The organism is Erwinia sp. MMLR14_017 (genome assembly GCF_033657285.1).
In the GTDB taxonomy this organism is placed as follows: Bacteria; Pseudomonadota; Gammaproteobacteria; order Enterobacterales; family Enterobacteriaceae; genus Erwinia.
Genome location: NZ_JAWVWP010000003.1, coordinates 415,344 through 438,498 on the forward strand (window position 1 = coordinate 415,344; position 23,155 = coordinate 438,498).

The 23,155-nt window shown below is 53.8% G+C and carries 17 protein-coding genes and 5 tRNA genes; 20 read left to right on the plus strand and 2 right to left on the minus strand.

All coding sequences use genetic code 11. The annotated features are described in order from the left end of the window. Positions 1-440: 440 nt before the first annotated feature. A complete protein-coding gene (gene narL / locus SD961_RS07360; RefSeq protein WP_318789730.1) occupies positions 441-1,088 on the minus strand; it encodes a two-component system response regulator NarL in 648 nt (215 codons plus the stop codon). Positions 1,089-1,415: 327 nt separating this feature from the next. Between narL and SD961_RS07365 the strand changes: the two genes are divergently transcribed. The 5 genes from SD961_RS07365 (at position 1,416) to narI (ending at position 9,797) form a co-directional block, all read left to right on the plus strand. Next, positions 1,416-2,807, plus strand: a complete 1,392-nt coding sequence (locus tag SD961_RS07365; RefSeq protein WP_318789731.1) for a NarK family nitrate/nitrite MFS transporter — start codon at positions 1,416-1,418, stop codon at positions 2,805-2,807. 285 nt (positions 2,808-3,092) lie between these two features. Next, a complete protein-coding gene (locus SD961_RS07370) occupies positions 3,093-6,854 on the plus strand; it encodes a nitrate reductase subunit alpha (RefSeq protein ID WP_318789732.1) in 3,762 nt (1,253 codons plus the stop codon). Beyond that, a complete protein-coding gene (gene narH, locus SD961_RS07375) occupies positions 6,851-8,395 on the plus strand; it encodes a nitrate reductase subunit beta (protein ID WP_318789733.1) in 1,545 nt (514 codons plus the stop codon). Before SD961_RS07370 ends, narH begins: the two co-directional genes overlap by 4 nt. After that, positions 8,392-9,114 carry a nitrate reductase molybdenum cofactor assembly chaperone gene (gene narJ / locus SD961_RS07380; protein ID WP_318789735.1) on the plus strand — a complete coding sequence of 241 codons (723 nt, stop codon included), beginning with the start codon at positions 8,392-8,394 and terminating at the stop codon, positions 9,112-9,114. Before narH ends, narJ begins: the two co-directional genes overlap by 4 nt. Before the next feature lie 2 nt (positions 9,115-9,116). Then, a complete protein-coding gene (gene narI, locus SD961_RS07385; protein WP_318789736.1) occupies positions 9,117-9,797 on the plus strand; it encodes a respiratory nitrate reductase subunit gamma in 681 nt (226 codons plus the stop codon). A gap of 55 nt (positions 9,798-9,852) precedes the next feature. On the opposite strand, the gene SD961_RS07390 is transcribed toward narI, so the two are convergent. Further along, entirely contained in the window at positions 9,853-10,443 is a 591-nt protein-coding gene (locus SD961_RS07390; protein WP_318789781.1) for a DJ-1/PfpI family protein, read from the minus strand. Positions 10,444-10,651: 208 nt separating this feature from the next. Between SD961_RS07390 and mltB the strand changes: the two genes are divergently transcribed. The 15 genes from mltB (at position 10,652) to gshA (ending at position 23,045) form a co-directional block, all read left to right on the plus strand. Continuing rightward, positions 10,652-11,722 (plus strand): lytic murein transglycosylase B, encoded by a 1,071-nt coding sequence (gene mltB, locus SD961_RS07395; RefSeq protein ID WP_318789737.1) that lies wholly within the window; start codon positions 10,652-10,654, stop codon positions 11,720-11,722. 111 nt (positions 11,723-11,833) lie between these two features. Beyond that, positions 11,834-12,607, plus strand: coding sequence for a trans-aconitate 2-methyltransferase (tam, locus tag SD961_RS07400; RefSeq protein WP_318789738.1), 774 nt, complete (start codon positions 11,834-11,836; stop codon positions 12,605-12,607). A 101-nt stretch (positions 12,608-12,708) separates the two neighbouring features. Beyond that, positions 12,709-13,203: a nicotinamide-nucleotide amidase gene (pncC, locus tag SD961_RS07405; protein ID WP_318789739.1), complete on the plus strand. Its 495-nt coding sequence runs from the start codon at positions 12,709-12,711 to the stop codon at positions 13,201-13,203. A 97-nt stretch (positions 13,204-13,300) separates the two neighbouring features. Beyond that, on the plus strand, positions 13,301-14,368 hold the full coding sequence (recA, locus tag SD961_RS07410) for a recombinase RecA (protein ID WP_318789740.1): 1,068 nt from the start codon (positions 13,301-13,303) through the stop codon (positions 14,366-14,368). A gap of 141 nt (positions 14,369-14,509) precedes the next feature. Beyond that, positions 14,510-15,025, plus strand: coding sequence for a regulatory protein RecX (locus tag SD961_RS07415; protein ID WP_318789741.1), 516 nt, complete (start codon positions 14,510-14,512; stop codon positions 15,023-15,025). Between the two features lie 138 nt (positions 15,026-15,163). Beyond that, entirely contained in the window at positions 15,164-17,791 is a 2,628-nt protein-coding gene (alaS, locus tag SD961_RS07420; RefSeq protein WP_318789742.1) for an alanine--tRNA ligase, read from the plus strand. Between the two features lie 246 nt (positions 17,792-18,037). Beyond that, entirely contained in the window at positions 18,038-18,223 is a 186-nt protein-coding gene (gene csrA, locus SD961_RS07425; RefSeq protein WP_004155916.1) for a carbon storage regulator CsrA, read from the plus strand. 315 nt (positions 18,224-18,538) lie between these two features. After that, positions 18,539-18,631 (plus strand) — tRNA-Ser (locus SD961_RS07430). Between the two features lie 3 nt (positions 18,632-18,634). Beyond that, positions 18,635-18,711, plus strand: a tRNA-Arg gene (locus SD961_RS07435). 350 nt (positions 18,712-19,061) lie between these two features. Continuing rightward, positions 19,062-19,138: transfer RNA gene (locus SD961_RS07440), tRNA-Arg, on the plus strand. Positions 19,139-19,365: 227 nt separating this feature from the next. Further along, positions 19,366-19,442, plus strand: a tRNA-Arg gene (locus SD961_RS07445). 355 nt (positions 19,443-19,797) lie between these two features. Continuing rightward, a tRNA-Arg gene (locus tag SD961_RS07450) sits at positions 19,798-19,874 on the plus strand. A gap of 546 nt (positions 19,875-20,420) precedes the next feature. Next, on the plus strand, positions 20,421-20,987 hold the full coding sequence (gene yqaB / locus SD961_RS07455) for a fructose-1-phosphate/6-phosphogluconate phosphatase (RefSeq protein ID WP_318789743.1): 567 nt from the start codon (positions 20,421-20,423) through the stop codon (positions 20,985-20,987). Next, positions 20,984-21,412: a YqaA family protein gene (locus SD961_RS07460; RefSeq protein ID WP_318789744.1), complete on the plus strand. Its 429-nt coding sequence runs from the start codon at positions 20,984-20,986 to the stop codon at positions 21,410-21,412. The genes yqaB and SD961_RS07460 overlap by 4 nt, the downstream gene beginning before the upstream one ends. Before the next feature lie 31 nt (positions 21,413-21,443). Next, the gene (gene gshA, locus SD961_RS07465; protein ID WP_318789745.1) at positions 21,444-23,045 is read left to right on the plus strand and encodes a glutamate--cysteine ligase; all 1,602 of its coding nucleotides are present in this window, start codon (positions 21,444-21,446) and stop codon (positions 23,043-23,045) included. Positions 23,046-23,155 lie beyond the last annotated feature (110 nt).

Genomic DNA, 23,155 nt, shown 5'->3' on the forward strand with positions numbered 1-23,155 from the left:
TATTTATTGGTGTGACAGGTAATATTCGGCAAGGTGTTTCTCCACAAGGATAAATTAAGGGTATTGATGAAATTGTGCGCAGAGTAATAGACCTGTTGCCTGAGGGGATTGATCGGAAACAACGCTGTATAAATTTACGCCTTGCGGGGTAAACAGAATTAACTCTGTTTAAGTTACATTTAGAAAAACCGGGTATGTTTAACTTCAGATGAATAATTGAAAGGGGTTTAACGTGGGTGTATACAGTTTGAGACGAATAGCGGCTTATGTCTTGTGCGCGCTGGCTTTAGTGGTGTTGGCAGGGTGGGGGACTTATATGATGGTAAGCGCAATGGGATAAATCAGGCCGGTAGCATTTTTAAATTAGAATCAATGAACTAAATAGCAATATTCATTTCCAGAGCAGAAATTAATTCTGGCAGGGATTATTTCACAAACTGTTATTCATGCCCGCTCTGTAAAGCCCAGACGGCAGCTTCCACACGGGATTTAAGCTTCATTTTTTTCAGCAGATGCTTAACGTGTACCTTAACAGTGCTTTCGGTAATTGAGAGCTTACGGGCGATCGCTTTATTGGTCATCCCCTGAGTAATGAGTTTCAGAATATCGCGTTCGCGGCGGGTGAGCTGCTCAATATCACGCTCCTCCGTGGGACGGTTTTCCCGCAGGCTGGCCACCAGCACGTTGGTTAATGTTTCGCTCAGCACCATCTGTCCCGCAGCGGCCTGATGCAGTGATTTCAACAGCTCTTCTGGTTCCATATCCTTCAGCAGATAGCCATCGGCGCCGCGCTTCAGGGCATTCACCACATCATCCTCGTGATTGGAGACGCTGAACACCACGATACGGCCGGAAAGCTCGATCGTCCGCAGCTGCACCAGCGTATCCAGCCCGTTCATGCCGGGCATGTTTAAGTCCAGCAAGATCAGATCCGGATCGTGCTCGCCCGCCAGCGCAACCCCCTGCGTGCCGTTGCCCGCTTCCGCCACCACCTGTAAACGGTCATCCAGCTCTATCAGCTGTTTTACCCCGTTGCGCAGCATCGGGTGATCGTCAATCAGTAATATAGTGGCGGCTTCTTCTTTCACGGCGTTGATCCTTCTGACTGTAGTGAATGGCTTGCGGGTGGAAAAGGGTACCGGCGCTATTCTACGGATTGCCAGGACGATCCCTATACTACTTAAGGGGTAATCATTTATTTCTGCACTGCACTAATGGCTAAGTATAGTTCAGCGAAGAGATAAAAAATTTACTAATAAACAATGAGTTGCTTTATCTCTTTCCTCTACCTCTTAAGGCACCCGGTGGTGCCAGACAGAGAAATTACCTGGCCTCTCGTTGATTTGCATCAACCTCAGACGAACCGGGGATAAGCAGGATGTCGGCAATATCCTTATGTCGATGAGAACCCCAAAATGTCACAAACTTCTTCTATACCCCTGAAAGGCGGGACGGTTATCCAGGAGTGGCAGCCTGAAAACGCCGAATTCTGGCAGCAGCGCGGCAAACGAATTGCCAGCCGTAATTTGTGGATTTCCGTTTTCTGTCTGCTGCTGGCTTTCTGCGTCTGGATGCTGTTCAGTGCGGTTGCCGTTAACCTCAATAAAGTGGGTTTTAACTTTACCACGGAACAACTCTTCCTGTTGACCGCGTTGCCTTCGGTGGCCTGCGCGCTGCTTCGCGTGCCCTACTCTTTTGTTATTCCTATCTTCGGCGGACGGCGCTGGACCGCTTTCAGCACCGCTATTCTGCTGATCCCCTGCCTGTGGCTGGGCTTCGCCGTGCAGGATACCCGCACGCCGTTCTCCATCTTTGTGATTATTGCCCTGATGTGCGGCTGTGCCGGAGCGAATTTTGCCTCCAGCATGGGCAATATCAGCTTCTTTTTCCCCCGGGCCAGGCAGGGCGGCGCGCTGGGAATCAACGGTGGCCTGGGGAATCTTGGCGTCAGCGTGATGCAGTTCTTTGCGCCGCTGGCTATCTCCTTCGGCATCTTCAGCGCCTTCGGCGGCGGCGCGCAAACCGCAGCCAATGGCGAGGTCATCTGGCTGGAAAATGCGGCCTGGCTCTGGGTGCCTTTCCTGATTGTGGGGACGCTGCTGGCCTGGTTTGGCATGAACGATCTCGCCTCGTCAAAATCCTCCCTGCGTGAGCAGCTACCGGTACTGAAGCGGCCTCATCTGTGGATTATGGCGGTGCTCTATCTGGCGACGTTTGGCTCTTTCATCGGCTTCTCTGCCGGATTTGCCATGCTCTCCAAAACCCAGTTTCCTGACATCGTAATCCTGAAATATGCCTTCTTTGGACCATTTTTGGGGGCGCTGGCGCGTTCTGCAGGCGGCATGCTCTCCGACAAGTTTGGCGGCGTACGCGTCACCCTGCTCAACTTTATTGTGATGACCTTCTTCAGCGGCCTGCTGTTTATGACGCTGCCGGGAGAGGGACAGGCTGGCTCGTTTATCGCGTTCTACAGCGTCTTTATGGTGCTGTTTATCAATGCCGGGTTAGGCAGCGGATCGACCTTTCAGATGATTGCGGTAATTTTCCGCAAAAATACGCTGGAGCGCGTAAAGGCAGAGGGTGGAAGCGATGCCGCCGCGCAGCACGAAGCCGTAACCGAAACCTCTGCTGCGCTGGGCTTTATTTCTGCCATTGGTGCCGCTGGCGGCTTTTTTATTCCGCAAATGTTCGGTATGTCGCTGGCGATGACCGGCTCACCAGCAGGCGCAATGAAAGTGTTCCTGGCGTTTTACCTGCTCTGCGTAGCGATCACCTGGCTGGTGTATGGACGTAAGAAAGCAGCCTGATGTTCAGCCCGCCACGGCGGGCTGAACCCTTCTACCTCTTAAGAGCCAGCGTGTGAAAAAAGCGGCTGGAAAAAGAGCGGTAAAGCGGGATTCCCTTTTTTATTCATAAAGTTATTCATAAAACTCCCGCTACTCCTTAAGGGGTAACCCGATAAAAACCCTCAGCTTCTCCACCGCTGACTGTTGATCGTTATCAATCTGCAATCTCCGACGCATCAGTACCCTGCTTGCAGATTAAGCAATGTCGTCCCTATAAACATAATCAAGCCTTCAGGAGAATTCCGGATGAGCAAGTTTCTCGACAGGTTTCGCTACTTCAAACAGCTGGCGGAACCTTTTTCTGGCAATCATGGCCAGACTCTCAACACCAATCGTGACTGGGAAGATGGCTACCGCAGCCGCTGGCAGCACGACAAAATTGTGCGCTCCACCCATGGGGTGAACTGCACCGGTTCCTGTAGCTGGAAAATTTACGTAAAAAATGGTCTGGTCACCTGGGAAACTCAGCAGACCGACTATCCCCGCACCCGCCCCGATTTGCCAAACCATGAGCCACGCGGCTGCCCACGCGGTGCCAGCTACTCCTGGTATCTCTACAGCGCCAACCGTCTGAAATATCCGCTGATGCGCAAAAAACTGATTAAGCTCTGGCGTGAAGCGAAGGCGGAACACAGCGATCCGGTGGTGGCCTGGGGATCTATCGTCAGCGATCCGGAGAAGGCGAAAAGCTACAAGGTGGCCCGTGGGCGCGGTGGCTTTGTTCGTTCAAGCTGGCAGGAAGTCAACGAACTGATTGCCGCCTCCAATATCTACACGGCCAAAACCTTCGGCCCGGATCGCATTGTGGGCTTCTCACCGATCCCGGCAATGTCGATGGTTTCCTATGCCGCAGGCGCCCGCTACCTGTCACTGATTGGCGGTGCCTGCCTGAGTTTTTACGACTGGTATTGTGACCTGCCGCCCGCCTCGCCAATGACCTGGGGCGAGCAGACCGATGTGCCGGAATCGGCCGACTGGTATAACTCTTCCTACATCATCGCCTGGGGCTCGAATGTGCCGCAGACCCGTACGCCAGATGCGCACTTCTTTACCGAAGTCCGGTACAAAGGCACCAAAACGGTAGCGATCACCCCAGATTATGCCGAAGTGGCCAAGCTCTGCGACCAGTGGCTCAATCCGAAGCAGGGCACCGACAGCGCGATGGCGCTGGCGATGGGCCACGTAATGCTGAAAGAGTTCCACCTCGATCGCGAAGTGCCTTATTTCCGCGACTACGTACGCCGCTACACCGATATGCCGATGCTGGTGCTGCTGGAGCCGCGTGAGGGCGGTTTTTACGCCGCCGGTCGCCAGCTCCGCGCCAGCGATCTGGTGGACGGGCTGGGCCAGGAAAATAATCCTGAATGGAAAACTGTGGCGATTAACCAGGCCGATGGTGAACTGGTGGCACCGCAGGGATCGATCGGTTTCCGCTGGGGCGAACAGGGTAAATGGAACCTGGAATCCCGTGAAGGCAATACGCAGCAGGAAGTGGAGCTTCAGCTCAGCCTGCTGGGGAACCACGACGAGGTGGTTGAGGTCGGCTTCCCCTATTTTGGCGGCATCACCAGTGAAAACTTCAACAGTGTGGCACTGGAAGAGATCCTGCTGCACAAGCTGCCGGTGAAACGCATCAGGCTGGCCGATGGCAGCGAAGGCGTGGTGACCAGCGTCTATGACCTGACGCTGGCAAACTACGGGCTGGATCGCGGGCTGGAAGATGATAACTGCGCGAAAAATTACGACGAAGTGAAGGCTTACAGCCCGGCATGGGCAGAGCAGATCACCGGCGTATCGCGGCAGAACATCGTTCGTATTGCCCGTGAGTTTGCGCAAAATGCGGAAACTACCCGTGGCCGTTCAATGATTATCGTGGGTGCCGGGATGAACCACTGGTATCACATGGATATGAACTACCGTGGCCTGATCAACATGCTGGTGTTCTGCGGCTGCGTTGGACAGAGCGGCGGCGGCTGGGCGCACTACGTTGGTCAGGAGAAACTACGTCCGCAAACCGGCTGGACCCCGCTGGCGTTCGCCCTCGACTGGCAGCGTCCGCCCCGTCATATGAACAGCACTTCGTTCTTCTATAACCACTCCAGCCAGTGGCGCTATGAGGCGGTCACTACCGAAGAGCTGCTCTCGCCGCTGGCGGATAAAACCCGCTACAGCGGCAGCCTGATTGATTTTAACGTGCGCTCCGAACGCATGGGCTGGCTGCCTTCCGCACCGCAGCTGAATACTAATCCGCTGCAGCTGGCAGCAAAAGCCCGGGCGGCTGGCCTCTCGCCCGTTGACTTCACCGTTGAAAGCCTGAAAAACGGCTCGCTGCGGTTTGCCGCCGAACAGCCGGATAATCCGCAGAACTTCCCGAGAAACATGTTTATCTGGCGTTCCAACCTGCTTGGCTCCTCCGGTAAAGGGCATGAGTACATGCTCAAATATCTGCTGGGCACCGAGAACGGTATTCAGGGCAAAGACCTGGGCGTGCAGGGCGGTGTGATGCCGGAAGAGGTTGAGTGGCAGGAGAGGGGCGGCGAAGGCAAGCTGGACCTGGTGGTCACGCTGGACTTCCGCATGTCCAGTACCTGCCTCTATTCCGATATCGTACTGCCGACCGCTACCTGGTATGAAAAAGACGATATGAACACCTCGGATATGCATCCGTTCATTCATCCGCTCTCCGCGGCGGTCGATCCTGCCTGGGAGTCGAAAAGCGACTGGGAAATCTATAAAGGTATCGCCAAAACCTTCTCTGAACTCTGCGTGGGCCACCTGGGCCAGGAGACGGACGTGGTGACGCTGCCGGTACAGCATGACTCTCCGGCAGAGCTGGCACAGCCGTTTGGCGTAAAAGAGTGGAAAAAAGGGGAATGCGAGCTGATCCCAGGAAAAACGGCGCCGCACATCATAGTGGTGGAGCGTGATTACCCGGCCACCTTCGAGCGATTCACCTCCCTCGGCCCGCTGCTGGACAAGCTCGGCAACGGCGGGAAAGGCATCAGCTGGAATACCCAGACTGAGGTCGATTTCCTCAAGCAGCTTAACTACGTTAAGGCGGATGGCCCGGCAGCAGGCCGACCAAATATCTCTACGGCAATTGATGCCGCGGAAGTGATCCTGTCGCTGGCGCCCGAAACCAACGGTCAGGTAGCGGTAAAAGCCTGGCAGGCGCTGAGCGCTATCACCGGACGGGACCATACCCATCTGGCGCTGAATAAAGAGGATGAGAAGATCCGCTTCCGCGATATTCAGGCGCAGCCGCGCAAAATTATCTCCAGCCCGACCTGGTCAGGCCTGGAAGATGAGCACGTCTCTTATAACGCCTGCTACACCAACGTGCATGAGCTGATCCCGTGGCGCACGCTCAGCGGTCGCCAGCAGCTCTATCAGGATCATGAGTGGATGCGTGCCTTCGGCGAGAGCCTGCTGGTCTACCGTCCGCCAATCGATACCCGCGCGGCAAAACCGTTTCTAAACCAGAAGCCTAACGGCAACCCGGAGAAGGCGCTGAATTTCCTGACGCCGCACCAGAAATGGGGCATTCACTCCACCTACAGCGACAACCTGCTGATGCTGACGCTGTCACGCGGCGGTCCGATTGTCTGGATGAGCGAAGAGGATGCGAAAGAGTTAGGCATTGCGGATAACGACTGGATTGAAGCGTTTAACGCCAACGGTGCGCTGACCGCCCGCGCGGTAGTCAGCCAGCGTGTTCCGGCTGGCATGACCATGATGTATCACGCGCAGGAGCGCATCGTGAACATACCTGGCTCAGAAATCACCAGCCAGCGCGGCGGTATTCATAATTCCGTCACCCGTACCTGTCCGAAACCTACCCATATGATCGGCGGCTATGCGCAGCAGTCATATGGCTTCAACTACTACGGCACCGTCGGCTCCAACCGCGACGAGTTCGTGATTGTCAGAAAAATGAACAACATTAACTGGTTAGACGGTGAAGGCACCGACGATTGCCAGGGCAGCCAGCAGGAGAGTCAGCCATGAAAATTCGTTCGCAAGTCGGCATGGTGCTGAACCTGGACAAATGCATCGGATGCCATACCTGTTCCGTGACCTGTAAAAACGTCTGGACCAGCCGGGAAGGGATGGAGTATGCCTGGTTCAACAACGTAGAGAGTAAACCAGGGGTGGGATATCCCCATGCCTGGGAGGATCAGCAGAAATGGAAAGGCGGCTGGATCCGCAAAATTAACGGCAAGCTGGAGCCGCGCATGGGTAACCGCGTTGGTTTGCTGTCGAAGATTTTTGCCAACCCGGATGTGCCAGCGCTGGATGATTATTACGAACCCTTTGATTTCGACTATCAGAACTTGCACACCGCACCGGCAGGTAAGCATCAGCCCATTGCTCGTCCTCGCTCGCTGATTACCGGCCAGCGCATGAAGAAGATTGAGAATGGCCCGAACTGGGAAGAGATCCTGGGCGGAGAGTTCTCTAAACGCTCGGCGGACAAGAACTTCGACAACATCCAGAAAGAGATGTACGGGCAGTTTGAAAACACCTTCATGATGTACCTGCCGCGCCTGTGTGAACACTGCCTGAATCCCGCCTGCGTGGCGACCTGCCCAAGCGGTGCCATCTATAAGCGCGGCGAAGATGGTATCGTGCTGATCGATCAGGATAAATGCCGTGGCTGGCGTATGTGCCTGACCGGCTGCCCTTACAAAAAGATCTACTTTAACTGGAAGAGCGGCAAGTCAGAGAAATGCATCTTCTGTTATCCGCGTATCGAAGCGGGCCAGCCCACCGTTTGTTCGGAAACCTGCGTGGGCCGTATCCGTTATCTCGGCGTGCTGCTATATGACGCCGATCGTATTGAACAGGCCGCCTCAGCGGAGAACGAACAGGATCTCTATCAGCGTCAGTTGGAGATCTTCCTCGACCCTCATGACCCGGCGGTAATTGAACAGGCGCTGGCAGAAGGTATCCCGCAAAGCGTGATTGACGCCGCGCAGCAGTCGCCGGTCTATAAAATGGCGATGGAGTGGAAGCTCGCCTTACCGCTGCACCCGGAATATCGCACGCTGCCGATGGTCTGGTATGTGCCACCTTTATCACCCATCCAGTCCGTTGCCGATGCAGGTCAACTTGGCCACAGCGGCGTGCTGCCGGATGTCGAAAGCCTGCGCATTCCGGTGCAGTATCTGGCAAACCTGCTGACTGCTGGCGATACCGCGCCAGTGCTACTGGCGCTGAAACGTATGCTGGCGATGCGTCACTACAAGCGGGCGGAGACGGTAGAAGGGCAGATCGATATCCGCGCCCTTGAACAGGTGGGCTTAACGGAGGCGCAGGCGCAGGAGATGTATCGCTATCTGGCGATCGCCAACTACGAAGATCGTTTTGTGGTGCCCTCCAGCCATCGTGAGCTGGCGCGGGAAGCTTTCCCCGAGAGCAAAGGCTGCGGCTTCAGCTTCGGCGATGGCTGCCACGGCAGCGACAGTAAATTCAACCTGTTCAACAGCCGCCGGATCGATGCCATTGATATTGGCCGCAAAACGCCTCCACAGGAGGATCGCTCATGATCGTTTTACGCGTTATTGGCCGCCTGCTGGATTACCCGGATCAGGATCTTTTTGACCACCATGCCGAACTGGTTGAAGTGCTACAAAGCGTGCCGGAGCTTGCGCCGGAGCAGGTTGCTCGTCTGACAGCATTTATTGAAACCTTCTGCGCACGTCCTCTGCTGGACGTGCAGGCTGAGTACTGCGAGCTGTTTGACCGTGGCCGCGCCACCTCACTGCTACTGTTTGAACATGTCCATGGTGAATCCCGCGATCGCGGGCAGGCGATGGTCGATCTGCTGGATCAGTACCGCGCCGACGGCCTGGAGCTGGACTCAAAAGAGCTGCCGGACTATCTGCCGCTCTACCTGGAGTATCTTGGCAGCGGTTCCGCTGAGCGGGCGCGTGGCGGTTTGCAGGATATTGCCCCGATTCTGGCGCTGCTGGCCGCGCGCTTACAACAGCGCGGTACGCCTTATGCGCTGCTGTTTGAGGCGCTGATTGCGCTTTCCGCAAGCGGCGTGGAGGCGGAATCGCTCAGGCAGCAAATAGAGAAAGAGGCTCGTGACGATACGCCCGCTGCGCTGGATGCCGTGTGGGAAGAGGAGCAGGTGAAGTTCCTGGGTGAGCAGGGCTGCGCTTCTGCCCAACAGGCCGCTCATCAGCGCCGCTTTGCCGGGGCGGTGGCTCCGCAGTATCTGGATGTGGCTCAGGCCGCGGCACGCACCACAGGAGAGTAATCATGCACTATTTATCTCAGTTCTTTTTCGATATCTATCCCTATCTGGCGGGCGCGGTTTTCCTGATCGGCAGCTGGCTACGTTACGACTATGGTCAGTACAGCTGGCGGGCGGGTTCCAGCCAGATGTTGGATAAAAAGGGGATGCGCCTGGCGTCCAATCTCTTCCATATCGGCATTATCGGCATCTTTTTTGGCCATATTGTCGGCATGCTGACGCCGCACTGGATGTATGAAGCCTTTCTGCCTATCGACGTTAAGCAGAAGCTGGCGATGATCGCCGGTGGGATCTGTGGCCTGCTGACCCTGGTGGGTGGGGCGCTGCTGCTTAAACGTCGCCTGACCAATCCTCGCGTGCGGGCTACCAGCAGCTTCGGTGATATTTTGATCCTGACGCTGCTGGTGGTGCAGGTTTGCCTGGGGCTGCTGACCATCCCGTTCTCCGCCCAGCATCTGGACGGCAGCGAAATGATGAAGCTGGTGGCCTGGGCGCAGGCGGTGGTGACGTTCCACGGCGGAGCTTCGCAGCATCTGGAAGGCGTGGCGCTGATTTTCCGCCTGCACATGGTGCTGGGAATGACGCTTTTCCTGCTGTTCCCGTTCTGCCGTCTGGTGCATATCTGGAGCGCGCCGGTGGAGTACCTGACCCGGCGTTATCAGTTGGTGCGTAACCGCGCTCGTTAAAGAACTCTGATAGCGTTGATCAATCAAACCTCCCGCCTGGGCGGGAGGTAGATTATTATCTGGCGTTGATCCCTTCGTAGCTCCGCCAGTGGTCGAAATAAATATGCTCGGCCTGAAAATCGGCGGTAGTGGTATCCTGGGTTAAACGCCACGCCAGCTGAAACGCAAATTCAAAACTCACGCCTAACCCCTTTCCACTAATCAGATTGCCATCCTCAACAATATCATCACCGCTATAATTCCCCTCGGTGACCGCCTTATAAAGATCGCCGGAGCAGGTATAGTTGCGGCCTTTTAGCAGATGGTTTTCACCCAGCACGCGGGCGGCGGCGGAGCAGATGGGAGCTATCCATTTACCGGCATCGTCGTGTCGGCGGATAAACTCAATGACCTGTGGGTTGGCCGCGAGATTCACCGTGCCTTCTGGTCCGCCAGGGATGACTACGGCATCGAACTTCCTGTCCGCAAGATCGGTCAGAAGCGCGTCTGCAATGACCGGTACAGCATGATAGCTGGCAACCTCACGCGAGGTATGGCAGGCCACAGTGGTGACCTTGACATGCAGCCGGTTGAGAATATCGATAATAATAAAAGCTTCTGCCTCTTCAAAACCTGGGGCGAGCAGTATGGCAGCCTGTTTACTCATCATTCCTCCTGAATTAAAAATTGAGCAACTAATTTTATTGAAATAGCGTTTTATTTTTATCGTGTCAATCTGTTGGTCGCCAGCATGCGATAAGGAGCAGGGAATTTAAAGGGAAGATAAATGGCGGCTGCTTTCTGTGACATCTTCTTTTCTTCTGGCCGGACAATGTTTTACCATAAAGGCCACATTTATCGCCCAGGGATATGCAATGCGTTATCTGGCTACACTTTTACCCGCACTGCTGCTTCTTTCGGCCTGCAGCAGTGAAGCGCCTCCGCAGGCAAAAGCGCATGGAAATCCTTTTCGCAGCGGCAATGGTTTCCTGCTGGCGCCGTCTCACGATATCTCTCCACTTGGGGGCGACTTTGCCAATAATCCGGCGACAGCGGCCTTTATCGACAAGATGGTGCGCGAACACAATTTCGATCGCCAGCAGTTGCATGACGTACTGGCGCAGGCTAAAAACCTGGAATGGGTGATCCGGCTGATGGATCGCCAGGCGCCGATAGCGCAGGGGCCAACCGGGCCAAACGGCGCCTGGATCCGCTATCGCAATAAATTTATTACCCCCTCAAACGTGCAAAACGGCGTGGCTTTCTGGAACCAGTATCAGGATGCCCTGCAGCGCGCTTACCAGACTTACGGGGTGCCGCCAGAAATCATTGTTGGCATTATTGGCGTGGAAACGCGCTGGGGCCGCGTCATGGGCAAAACCCGAATTATCGATGCGCTCTCCACGCTGGCCTTTAACTACCCACGTCGGGCCGATTTCTTCAGCGCAGAGCTGGAAACTTTCCTGCTGATGGCAAGAGAAGAAGATGATGACCCGCTCGACCTGCGCGGCTCCTATGCAGGCGCAATGGGCTATGGGCAGTTTATGCCCTCTTCGTTTAAAAGCTATGCGGTAGATTTTAATGGCGACGGGCACATCAATCTTTGGGACCCGGTAGATGCTATCGGCAGCGTGGCTCACTACTTCAGCGCACATGGCTGGGTTAAGAACGGCACGGTGGCCGTTCCGGCGACAGGCCCTTCAACAACGTGGGAAACCGGCTTCAAGACGCGCTATACCGTCTCCTCCCTGGCGGCTGGCGGCTTCCAGCCTGAGTTGCAGCTCGACGGCAATCAGCAGGTCAGCCTGCTGCGGTTTGATATGGGCACCCGCTATCAGTACTGGTTCGGACTCCCTAACTTTTACGCCATTACCCGCTACAACCACAGCAATCACTACGCAATGGCGGTCTGGCAGCTGGGGCTGGCAGTGCGGGACGCACGCTAAGGGGCGCAGGGAGGAGCGGCAAAATCGCTGCACTTCCCCCTGACGGAAAAGTGAACGCCTCAATTATCCTCTACAGTAAAAGAGCAGCACGATCGTTATAAAGAGGAAAACATGAAAGAGTGGAATCCCGATCTTTATCGTCAGTTTGAGGCTGAACGAACCCGGCCTGCTGCTGAACTGCTCTCACGCGTTCCCCGCCGCAATGTCAGCTATGCCACCGACCTGGGGTGTGGCCCGGGAAACAGTACCGAACTGCTTTTTCAAACCTGGCCCGAGGCGCACATCACCGGGCTGGACAGCTCTCAGGCGATGCTTGAGCAGGCGCTGAAGCGGCTACCAGACTGCCATTTCACACAGGCCGATATCCGTCACTGGCAGGCTCCGGTGCCGCAGGATCTGATCTATGCCAATGCCTCTTTACAGTGGCTGGACGATCACCAGCAGCTTTTCCCTCACCTGGTTACCCAGCTTGCTTCAGGCGGTGCGCTGGCTGTCCAGATGCCTGACAACCTCGATCAGCCCACCCACGCTTTGATGCGCAAAGTGGCCGGTAACGCGGCCTGGTCGGCAAAGATTAGCGCCAGTGCGGCAGAACGCAAAAAGTTGCTCACTGCTGAAGCCTATTATGACCTGTTGACCAGGGCGGGCTGCGAGGTGGATATCTGGAGGACAACCTATTATCACGTTATGCCTTCTCACCAGGCGATGGTGGAGTGGCTGAGGGCAACCGGCCTGCGCCCCTTTCTGACGCCGCTGGAGGAACAGGAGCAGGAGGCGTTTCTGTTGCAGTACCGTAATGAGTTAAGAGCAGCTTACTCTTTTCGTCAGGATGGCAACGTGCTGATGCCTTTTCCCCGGCTGTTTATGGTGGCGCAAAAGCGCTGACCGGTAGATTTTTACTGGAATGTGTCTTGTAAAACCGGGGCATCCGCCATGGCAGTGCGGGAAAAATGCTATACTTTGCATCCATTATTCAGGAGGCCACCATGACGGACAGTGAGTTGATGCAGCTTGGCAAACAGGTGGGGCAGTCGCTGCTGCAGCGCAAGGCGACGGTGACCACCGCTGAGTCCTGTACCGGCGGATGGATTGCGAAAGTGCTGACTGATATCGCCGGAAGTTCCCAGTGGTTCGAACGGGGCTTCGTCACCTACAGCAATGAGGCCAAGCAGGAACTGGTTGGCGTTAACGACGAGTCGCTGGCACGTTATGGCGCGGTGAGTGAGCAGGTGGTATGTGAAATGGCTGAAGGTGCCTTACAGCAGGCGAAAGCGGATTACGCCCTCTCGGTCAGCGGTATCGCCGGGCCGGATGGCGGTTCGCCGGAAAAGCCGGTTGGCACAGTCTGGTTTGGCTTTGCCGCCGCAGGGAAGAAAACGCTGGCGCAGCGCCAGGTTTTTACTGGCGACAGAGAGGCTGTACGCCGCCAGGCCACGGCCTGCGCGCTACTTATCCTGCAGGCGCACTTTCTCGAAAATTAAGCTTGATACTGTATGACTATACAGTATAATTAGCCCCAGATTGATTTATGCAGAGCCGCGTTAACGTGTGCTTTACCCCGCGTGATTAGGAGTAGAAATGGCTATTGACGAAAACAAACAAAAAGCACTGGCAGCAGCGCTCGGCCAGATTGAAAAACAGTTTGGTAAAGGCTCCATCATGCGCCTGGGTGAAGACCGCACGATGGACGTAGAGACGATCTCTACCGGTTCACTGTCGCTGGATATCGCCCTGGGTGCCGGTGGTTTGCCAATGGGCCGTATTGTTGAAATCTATGGTCCGGAATCCTCAGGTAAAACCACGCTGACCCTGCAGGTTATTGCTTCTGCACAGCGCAAAGGCAAAACCTGTGCGTTCATCGATGCTGAACATGCGCTTGACCCGGTATATGCCAAGAAGCTGGGTGTAGACATCGATAACCTGCTTTGCTCTCAGCCGGATACCGGTGAGCAGGCGCTGGAAATCTGTGATGCGCTGGCGCGTTCAGGTGCAGTAGACGTGATCATCGTCGACTCCGTAGCGGCGCTGACGCCGAAAGCAGAGATCGAGGGTGAAATCGGTGACTCACATATGGGCCTGGCGGCACGTATGATGAGCCAGGCTATGCGTAAGCTGGCCGGTAACCTGAAAAACTCCAATACTCTGCTGATCTTCATCAACCAGATCCGTATGAAAATCGGGGTGATGTTCGGTAACCCGGAAACCACTACCGGTGGTAACGCGCTGAAGTTTTACGCTTCCGTACGTCTTGATATTCGCCGCATTGGCGCTATCAAAGAGGGCGACGAAGTGGTGGGCAGCGAAACCCGCGTAAAAGTGGTCAAGAACAAAATTGCTGCGCCATTTAAGCAGGCTGAGTTCCAGATCATGTACGGTGAAGGCATCAACATCTACGGTGAGCTGGTGGATTTGGGCGTCAAGCACAAGCTGATTGAAAAAGCGGGCGCCTGGTACAGCTACAACGGCGATAAAATCGGTCAGGGTAAAGCCAACGCTGGCAACTTCCTGAAAGAAAATAGTGCTGTGGCTGCCGAAATTGAAGCCAAACTGCGTGCCACGTTGATGAGTAATCCAGATACCAAGCCTGACTTTGTTGCCACGGCTGAAGAAAAGGATGAAACCAGCGAAACCAACGAAAACTTCTGATTTCGTTGCTGACCACCGGTAAAAACGGGTCAGATGGAAAAAAGGAATGGGTGAAAACCCGTTCCTTTTTTTGTTTCCTGCCTTAATCCTCGCTACCTTTATCTCTTCACCCTTACGTTAACCTGAAACTCGTGGAGCAAGATGTCTGAATCCACCGAACGCAGCCAGTTTACACGCCTGCTGGACAGGGCAATGCGCATCCTGGCTATGCGCGATCACAGCGAAATGGAGTTCCGCCGCAAGCTGAACCTTTCGGCCGAGCGGGCGGCGCTCTACGCTAAAAATAAATCGCAGGAACCTGAACAGATTTCCCCCGAGCAGATCGACAGGGTGGTCGCCTGGTGCTACGAAAACCGCTATCTGGATGATGCCCATTTCGCCGAAAGGTTTGTTGCCAGCCGCAGCCGGAAAGGCTATGGCCCACAGCGTATTCGTATGGAGCTGGGACAAAAGGGCATCGACAAGGCGCTGACGGACGAGGTACTGAGCAGTTGCGAAATTGACTGGACGCGACAGGCTTTCGAGGTGGCAGAACGCAAATTTGGCTTGCCTCTGCCCAGCGACTGGAAGGAAAAATCCAAAGTACAGCGCTATCTGATGACGAAAGGCTTCTTTTCCGAAGATATTCGCGCCATTTTCTCAAAATTTGACGAATGACCGCCGATGGGATTTTACTTCCCCCCGAAGAAAATTTATCTTATTCACCACTTTTTGTTCGTGAGTTGCCAGGAAAGGGTGACCCTTCTGGCGTAGTAAGACCCACGAGACATTCGTTAGCGTGATTCCAGGACAATTATGAGCAAGAGCACTGCGGAGATTCGCCAGGCGTTTCTCGACTTTTTCCAGAGCAAGGGACATCAGGTTGTAGCCAGTAGCTCCCTCGTCCCAACTAATGATCCGACATTGCTGTTTACCAACGCCGGTATGAACCAGTTCAAAGATGTTTTCCTGGGCCAGGATAAGCGTAGCTATTCCCGCGCCACCACTTCCCAGCGCTGCGTACGTGCAGGCGGGAAGCATAACGATCTGGAAAACGTCGGGTATACCGCCCGTCACCATACCTTTTTTGAGATGCTGGGCAACTTCAGCTTTGGCGACTATTTCAAGCGTGAGGCGATTGGCTTTGCATGGGAGCTGCTGACCGGTGAGCAGTGGTTTAACCTGCCGAAAGAGAAACTGTGGGTGACCGTGTACGAGACGGATGACGAGGCCTACGACATATGGGAAAAAGAGGTTGGCGTCCCGCGTGAACGTATTATTCGCATCGGTGACAACAAGGGCAGCGCCTACGCCTCCGATAACTTCTGGCAGATGGGCGATACCGGCCCTTGTGGTCCCTGTTCCGAGATTTTCTTCGATCATGGCGACCATATCTGGGGCGGCCCTCCGGGCAGCGCAGAAGAGGATGGCGATCGCTATATCGAGATCTGGAATATCGTCTTTATGCAGTTTAACCGTCAGCCAGACGGTACCATGCTGCCGCTGCCTAAACCTTCCGTCGATACCGGAATGGGGCTGGAGCGTATCTCCGCAGTACTGCAACACGTTAATTCCAACTATGAAATCGACCTGTTTGAGAAGCTGATCAAATCGGTAGCGGAAGTGACCGGTGCAACAGATTTGACCAGCAAATCACTGCGCGTTATTGCGGATCATATTCGTTCCTGCGCGTTCCTGATTGCTGATGGCGTGATTCCTTCCAATGAAAACCGTGGCTACGTGCTGCGTCGTATCATTCGTCGTGCTATTCGTCATGGCAACATGCTGGGCGCGCAGGGTACCTTCTTCTGGAAACTGGTTGGGCCGCTGATTGCGGTGATGGACGCTGCTGGCGAGGAGCTGAAAAATCAGCAATCCCATGTCGAGCAGATCCTGAAAACGGAAGAAGAGCAGTTTGCAAAAACGCTTGAGCGCGGTCTGGCGCTGCTGGATGAAGAGCTGGAGAAACTGCAGGGCGATACGCTGGATGGCGAAACCGTTTTCCGCCTGTATGACACCTTTGGTTTCCCGGCTGATCTGACGGCGGACGTCTGCCGCGAGCGGAACCTGAAAATTGATGAAGCTGGCTTCGAAAAAGCGATGGAGCAGCAGCGCCAGCGTGCGCGTGAGGCCAGCGGTTTTGGTGCCGACTACAGCACAGTGATCAGCATTGATGCGGCTTCTGCTTTCAAAGGCTACGACCAGCTGGCGCTGAATGCCGCCGTGACCGCTATTTTTGTCGAGGGTAAACCCGCTACAGAGATTTCTGCAGGCCAGGAAGGGGTTATCGTACTGGATGAAACGCCATTCTACGGTGAGTCTGGCGGCCAGGTGGGTGACACTGGCGAACTCAAGGGCAACAACGCCTTGTTCAGCGTCACAGACACCCAGAAATATGGTCAGGCCATTGGTCACACCGGTAAGCTGACAGCAGGCCAGCTTCGTACAGGCGACAAGGTTGCCGCGCAGGTTGATGAAGCTCGTCGGGCGCGAATTCGTCTGAATCACTCTGCAACGCACCTGTTACATGCTGCGCTGCGTCAGGTTCTGGGGCATCATGTAGGACAGAAAGGCTCTCTGGTTAATGACAAATATCTGCGCTTTGACTTCTCGCATTTTGAAGCGATGAAGCCACAGGAGATCCGCCAGGTCGAGGAGATCGTTAACGCTCAGATCCGTCGTAATCTGCCCGTTGAAACCAAAATTATGGAGCTGGAAGCCGCTAAAGCACAGGGTGCTATGGCGCTGTTCGGCGAAAAGTATGATGACCACGTGCGCGTATTGAGCATGGGGGATTTCTCTACCGAACTTTGTGGCGGCACCCATGCCAGCCGCACGGGTGACATTGGTTTGTTCCGCATCCTTTCTGAGTCAGGTACGGCGGCTGGTGTGCGTCGTATTGAAGCGGTGACTGGCGAGCGCGCGCTGGGACAGATGTATGCGCAAAATGAACAATTGCAGGAAATTGCTCATCTGATCAAAGCCAATAACAGTAACCTCAGCGAAAAGGTGCGTGGAATGATTGACCACGTACGCGGACTTGAGAGGGAACTGCAACAGCTCAAAGATCAGCAGGCTGCACAGGAGAGCGCCTCTCTTAGCAGCAAAGCTATTGAGGTCAAAGGAACGAGGTTGCTGGTCAGCGAACTGAGCAACGTTGAGCCGAAGATGTTACGCACCATGGTCGACGAACTGAAGAATCAGTTAAAATCTGCCGTTATCGTGCTGGCTACGGTGGCGGATGGGAAAGTTTCGCTGATTGCCGGCGTCACCAAAGATTTAACCGATCGGGTTAAGGCGGGCGAGCTGGTGGGCCAACTGGCTCAGCAGGTCGGCGGCAAAGGCGGTGGACGTCCTGATATGGCCCAGGCGGGCGGTACTGATGCTCAGGCTCTGCCTGCGGCTCTGGCTGGCGTTGAGTCCTGGGTGGCAGCAAAACTGTAAGACAATAAAAAATGCACGTTGAAGGCGCTGTGAGAGTGACTCACCGCGCCTTCGAGTCAGGTGCGCTCTTAAAAAACACAAAGTCAGGTTAGCAGTGTGTATTTCGGCTAAACTAAGTATCAGCAGAATGTATTGGTGTGTTGATGCACTTGTAGTGTATTTGTCATAGTCTACATTTAGCGTTATATGATGGATAATGCCGGGCGCCCGTTAACCCGACTCTTTTAATCTTTCAAGGAGCAAAGAATGCTTATTCTAACTCGTCGAGTTGGTGAAACCCTCATGATCGGAGATGAGGTGACTGTAACGGTGCTGGGAGTGAAAGGGAACCAGGTTCGCATTGGTGTGAACGCCCCTAAAGAAGTTTCGGTTCATCGCGAAGAGATCTATCAGCGCATCCAGGCCGAAAAAACTCAGCAAACAAGTTACTAACGGATCCAGCGCCTCGCTAACCATAGCGAGGCGCTACCGGTTTTCCCTTCTTTCTGCCTCTCTTCTCTTTTTCTCCCCCTGCAATGTTCTCTGCCGCGATTTTCTTCGTGGTATTTATTGCATGCTGGCGTACACCTCATTGTTGATAAATCACTCTTTTTGTCGCCAAAATACCCGGATTGCGTGGGAATTGTGCAATCAAACACGTAAGGGGAAAAATTGTTTGACTTATAAGTGCGGGAAAGTAATATGTGCGCCACGCAGTGCCGATGAGCAGTTATCAAGTTCAGCAGCACAACTCGCAAGAGTGCGTATGGTGAGGTGGCCGAGAGGCTGAAGGCGCTCCCCTGCTAAGGGAGTATGCGGTCAAAAGCTGCATCCGGGGTTCGAATCCCCGCCTCACCGCCATTTGCATCCATAGCTCAGCTGGATAGAGTACTCGGCTACGAACCGAGCGGTCGGAGGTTCGAATCCTCCTGGATGCACCATATTTAAAGAATTTGGTGACAACAGTGTTCTGGCAGAGTAGTAAGCAGTTAAAGCCAGCCTGCACCAGGTTTTAGAAGCGGATAGCTCCAACGTCCTGGCAAAAGCACTCTCGGCTTTTAGTCAGTACAAAGGATAATGACAGCGCATTGCTACCTTCCCAAATGGGTAGGACAAAGCAACATCATCTTCCTGGATGCACTCTCTTCTGCATGACGAGAAGCAGACATTACTGGCAGGCAACATCGACCGGTAGCGTTTTTTCTTGTTTTGTAAGTAGTACCGATGCAGTGTTAGTAGCCTGTATCAAGGTGAGTCGTCAGCACCCCTGCGTTATACCAAAATTTGAAATGCATCCATAGCTCAGCTGGATAGAGTACTCGGCTACGAACCGAGCGGTCGGAGGTTCGAATCCTCCTGGATGCACCATATTTTGAGAATGTGGTCGCAACAGAGTTCTGGCAGAGCAGTAAGCAGTTAAAGCCAGCACTAAGGATGATAACGTTGCTTTTGCAACGGCCCGCAAGGGTGAGGCAACGCCGAATAATCCTCCTGGATGCACCATATTTTGAGAAGTGAAAGCGTTCTTAGAACGACAATTAGTTTCTTCTGTATCTCCTCAGGTTTGTCGCGTTATCTCTCCACGTTTTACCCCTGCATCCATAGCTCAGCTGGATAGAGTACTCGGCTACGAACCGAGCGGTCGGAGGTTCGAATCCTCCTGGATGCACCATATTTAGAAAAATCTGGTCGCAACAGAGTCTTGGCAGAATGGTAAGCAGTTAAAGCCAGCACTAAGGATGATAACGTTGCCTATGCAACGGCCCGTTCGGGTGAGGCAACGCCGAATAGTCCTCCTGGATGCACCATATTTAGAAAAATCTGGACGCAACAGAGTACTGGCAGAATGGTAAGCATTTAAAGCCAGCACTAAGGATGATAACGTTGCTTATGCAACGGCCCGCCAGGGTGAGGCAACGCCGAATAATCCTCCTGGATGCACCATATTTTGAGAAGTGAAAGCGTTCTGAAGAACGACACTTTTGTAACATCTCAGATCTATTGCGTTATCCCCACGTTTTACCCCTGCATCCATAGCTCAGCTGGATAGAGTACTCGGCTACGAACCGAGCGGTCGGAGGTTCGAATCCTCCTGGATGCACCATATTTAAAAAATCTGGACGCAACAGAGTTCTGGCAGAATGGTAAGCATTTAAAGCCAGCACTAAGGATGATAACGTTGCGTATGCAACGGCCCCTAAGGGTGAGGCAACGCCGAATAATCCTCCTGGATGCACCATATTTAAAAAATCTGGTGGCAACAGAGTTCTGGCAGAGCAGTAAGCAGCTAAAGCCAGCACTAAGGATGATAACGTTGCCTATGCAACAGCCCGCCAGGGTGAGGCGAAGCCGAATCATCCTGCCGGATGCGCTCCGTTTAATAAATATTTTTTGATAAATCTTTCTTCTGCTCCCTCTCAGTAAATCCTCTGAAAAGCTCTCCTGCTTTTGTCAGCTATAATAACCTTATGATATATAGTGCTTTTGTTGAGTCGTCCCCCGCTTATTCTCTCTGAGCTTTATCTCACGCCAAATTCTGATAATGAAAAACCCTATGTAATTCAAGGCATTTGCAGATCCATGCCAACAGCGACAAGTGAACGGCTTTACGCTAAAGTAATTGTTCGCTGGAGCAGGGAGGAAGATCAGGATGTATGACGGATATGAAGGCTTAATCTTCGATATGGATGGCACCATTCTGGACACGGAGCCTACCCATCGTAAAGCCTGGCATGAGGTACTGGCTCGTCATGGTTTGCAGTTTGATGAACGAGCGGTGATTGGGCTGAATGGTTCGCCAACCTGGCGGATTGCAGAAGTCATCATTGCCAGTCATCAGAGTAGCCTGGATCCCCATACGCTGGCAGCGGAAAAAACGGCGGCATTGAAAGAGATGCTTTTTGATACCGTGCGTCCGCTCCCGTTGATCGAGGTGGTTAAAGCCTATGCGGGGCGTTTGCCTATGGCAGTGGGTACCGGTAGCGAACATGCAATGGCAGAAGCGTTGTTGCAGCATCTGGGACTGAGATCATACTTTGATGTGATTGTTGGCGCAGATGACGTCACGCAGCATAAACCTGAACCTGAAACCTTTATACGCTGTGCAGAATTGATGAAGGTGACGCCAGCGCGCTGCGTGGTGTTTGAAGATGCTGATTTCGGCATCCAGGCGGCAAAAGCGGCGGGGATGGATTATGTGGATGTTCGCCTGCTGTGAGTGACTGGCTCGCGTATGGGGCAATGTTCGCCAGCAGTTTTCTCAGTGCGACTTTGTTGCCTGGCAGTTCAGAACTGCTGCTGGTCAGCCTGCTGATGGCAGGAAAAGTCTCAATGAGTGGAATTATTACCCTTGCCGCACTCGGGAACACGCTGGGCGGTTTGACAAACATTATCATTGGTCGCTCTTTGCCTATAAAGCAGCAGGGGCGATGGCATGACACAGCAACGGCGTGGCTGCACCGATGGGGGCCTGCTGCGCTGCTACTTAGCTGGTTGCCAGTGATTGGCGATCTGCTATGCGTTCTCGCTGGCTGGCTTCGTTTTGCCTGGCTTCCCACGGTGATTTTTCTTGCTGTAGGTAAGACTCTGCGCTACGTAGCGCTGGCGTACGCAACACTTCAGGGCATGGAATGGTGGCATTGATTCGCGAATAATCGGCGCTACGGTTAACATTATGCTAAACAATAATAAATTTTTCTCCGAGCGGGAGGTCAATTTGATCCCGGACGTATCACAGGCGCTTTCCTGGCTGGAAGCTCATCCTGACGCATTAAAAGGTATTGGTCGCGGTATTGAACGCGAAACGTTGCGCGTCAGACCAGATGGTCATCTGGCGACCACCGGGCACCCGAAATCTCTTGGCTCAGCTTTAACGCACAAGTGGATAACCACGGACTTTGCGGAAACGCTGCTCGAATTTATCACGCCGGTTGATAAAGATATCGACCATCTGCTGGCTTTTCTGCGGGATATCCATCGTCACGTTTCCCGCGATTTAGGCGAAGAGCGCATGTGGCCAATGAGCATGCCGTGCCTGATTGAAGAGAGTGAAACTATTGAGCTGGCGCAGTACGGCAGCTCAAATATTGGCAAAATGAAAACGCTTTACCGTGAAGGCTTAAAAAACCGTTACGGTGCGCTGATGCAGGTCATCTCTGGCGTGCATTACAACTTCTCCCTGCCCATCTCCTTCTGGCAAGCCTGGGCGGATGTAAAAGATGAGAAGAGCGGCCAGGAAGCGATCTCTGAAGGCTATCTGCGTCTGATCCGTAACTACTATCGTTTCGGCTGGGTCATTCCCTACCTGTTCGGTGCTTCTCCTGCCATCTGCTCCTCTTTCCTGCAAGGCAAAGAGACGAAATTGCCGTTTGAGAAAACGGATAAAGGCATGCTTTATCTGCCTTACGCCACCTCTCTGCGCCTGAGTGATTTGGGCTACACTAACAAATCTCAGAGCGGGCTGGGCATTACCTTTAACAATCTGCCTGATTATGTGAAGGCGCTGAAGGCGGCGATCAAAACACCTTCGCAAGCCTATGCTGAAATGGGCGTGAAGGATGAGCAGGGTAACTGGCTGCAGCTTAATACCAACGTCCTGCAGATTGAGAATGAGCTTTACGCACCTATTCGTCCTAAACGCGTAACCCGTTCAGGTGAAAATCCCTCGGATGCCTTACTGCGTGGTGGCATTGAGTATATTGAAGTTCGTTCGCTGGACATCAACCCCTTCTCGCCGATTGGCGTGGATGAGAATCAGGTGCGCTTCCTTGATCTTTTCCTGGTGTGGTGTGCGCTGGCCGATGCGCCAGAGATGAGTAGTGATGAACTGCTCTGTACGCGGGCAAACTGGAACAGGGTGATACTGGAGGGGCGTAAACCTGGGCTGCTGCTGGGCATTGGCTGCGACGAAGCGCAACATCCGCTTGCTGAAGTAGGTAAGAAGCTGTTTGCAGATCTGCGACGGGTAGCGGAGACGCTGGATGGTCAGCAGGGTGCTCACCACTATCAGGAAGTTTGTGACCGCCTGGTTGCCTCTTTTGACGATCCGGAGTTGACCTATTCAGCGCGTTTCCTGACAGCGTTAAAAGAGAATGGCATTGGTGGCACGGGGCTGGCGCTGTCAGAGCAGTACCGCCATCAGTTAGCGGAAGAGCAGCTTGAAATTTTGACTGAGGCAGACTTCGAACAGGAAGCTGTGCGTTCAAAGGTTAATCAGCAGGAAATTGAAGAAAGTGATACGCTTAGCTTTGAAGACTTTTTAAAGAGTCGCAGTTAAGAAAAGAAAATGGCCACAAAGTTGTGGCCAAAATAACATCTCTGTTGTCAGGGATGATGATAACAAAATGCGCGTCTTTCATAGATTCAGACCGGGCACTACAGAGAAAG

Bases quoted from the DNA above. Each gene is read 5' to 3' on its own strand.
- SD961_RS07365 (WP_318789731.1), top strand. From the start codon at position 1,416: ATGTCACAAACTTCTTCTATACCCCTGAAAGGCGGGACGGTTATCCAG.
- SD961_RS07370 (WP_318789732.1), top strand. From the start codon at position 3,093: ATGAGCAAGTTTCTCGACAGGTTTCGCTACTTCAAACAGCTGGCGGAA.
- narH (WP_318789733.1), top strand. From the start codon at position 6,851: ATGAAAATTCGTTCGCAAGTCGGCATGGTGCTGAACCTGGACAAATGC.
- narJ (WP_318789735.1), top strand. From the start codon at position 8,392: ATGATCGTTTTACGCGTTATTGGCCGCCTGCTGGATTACCCGGATCAG.
- narI (WP_318789736.1), top strand. From the start codon at position 9,117: ATGCACTATTTATCTCAGTTCTTTTTCGATATCTATCCCTATCTGGCG.
- SD961_RS07390 (WP_318789781.1), bottom strand. From the start codon at position 10,443: ATGAGTAAACAGGCTGCCATACTGCTCGCCCCAGGTTTTGAAGAGGCA.
- mltB (WP_318789737.1), top strand. From the start codon at position 10,652: ATGCGTTATCTGGCTACACTTTTACCCGCACTGCTGCTTCTTTCGGCC.
- tam (WP_318789738.1), top strand. From the start codon at position 11,834: ATGAAAGAGTGGAATCCCGATCTTTATCGTCAGTTTGAGGCTGAACGA.
- pncC (WP_318789739.1), top strand. From the start codon at position 12,709: ATGACGGACAGTGAGTTGATGCAGCTTGGCAAACAGGTGGGGCAGTCG.
- recA (WP_318789740.1), top strand. From the start codon at position 13,301: ATGGCTATTGACGAAAACAAACAAAAAGCACTGGCAGCAGCGCTCGGC.
- SD961_RS07415 (WP_318789741.1), top strand. From the start codon at position 14,510: ATGTCTGAATCCACCGAACGCAGCCAGTTTACACGCCTGCTGGACAGG.
- alaS (WP_318789742.1), top strand. From the start codon at position 15,164: ATGAGCAAGAGCACTGCGGAGATTCGCCAGGCGTTTCTCGACTTTTTC.
- csrA (WP_004155916.1), top strand. From the start codon at position 18,038: ATGCTTATTCTAACTCGTCGAGTTGGTGAAACCCTCATGATCGGAGAT.
- yqaB (WP_318789743.1), top strand. From the start codon at position 20,421: ATGTATGACGGATATGAAGGCTTAATCTTCGATATGGATGGCACCATT.
- gshA (WP_318789745.1), top strand. From the start codon at position 21,444: ATGCTAAACAATAATAAATTTTTCTCCGAGCGGGAGGTCAATTTGATC.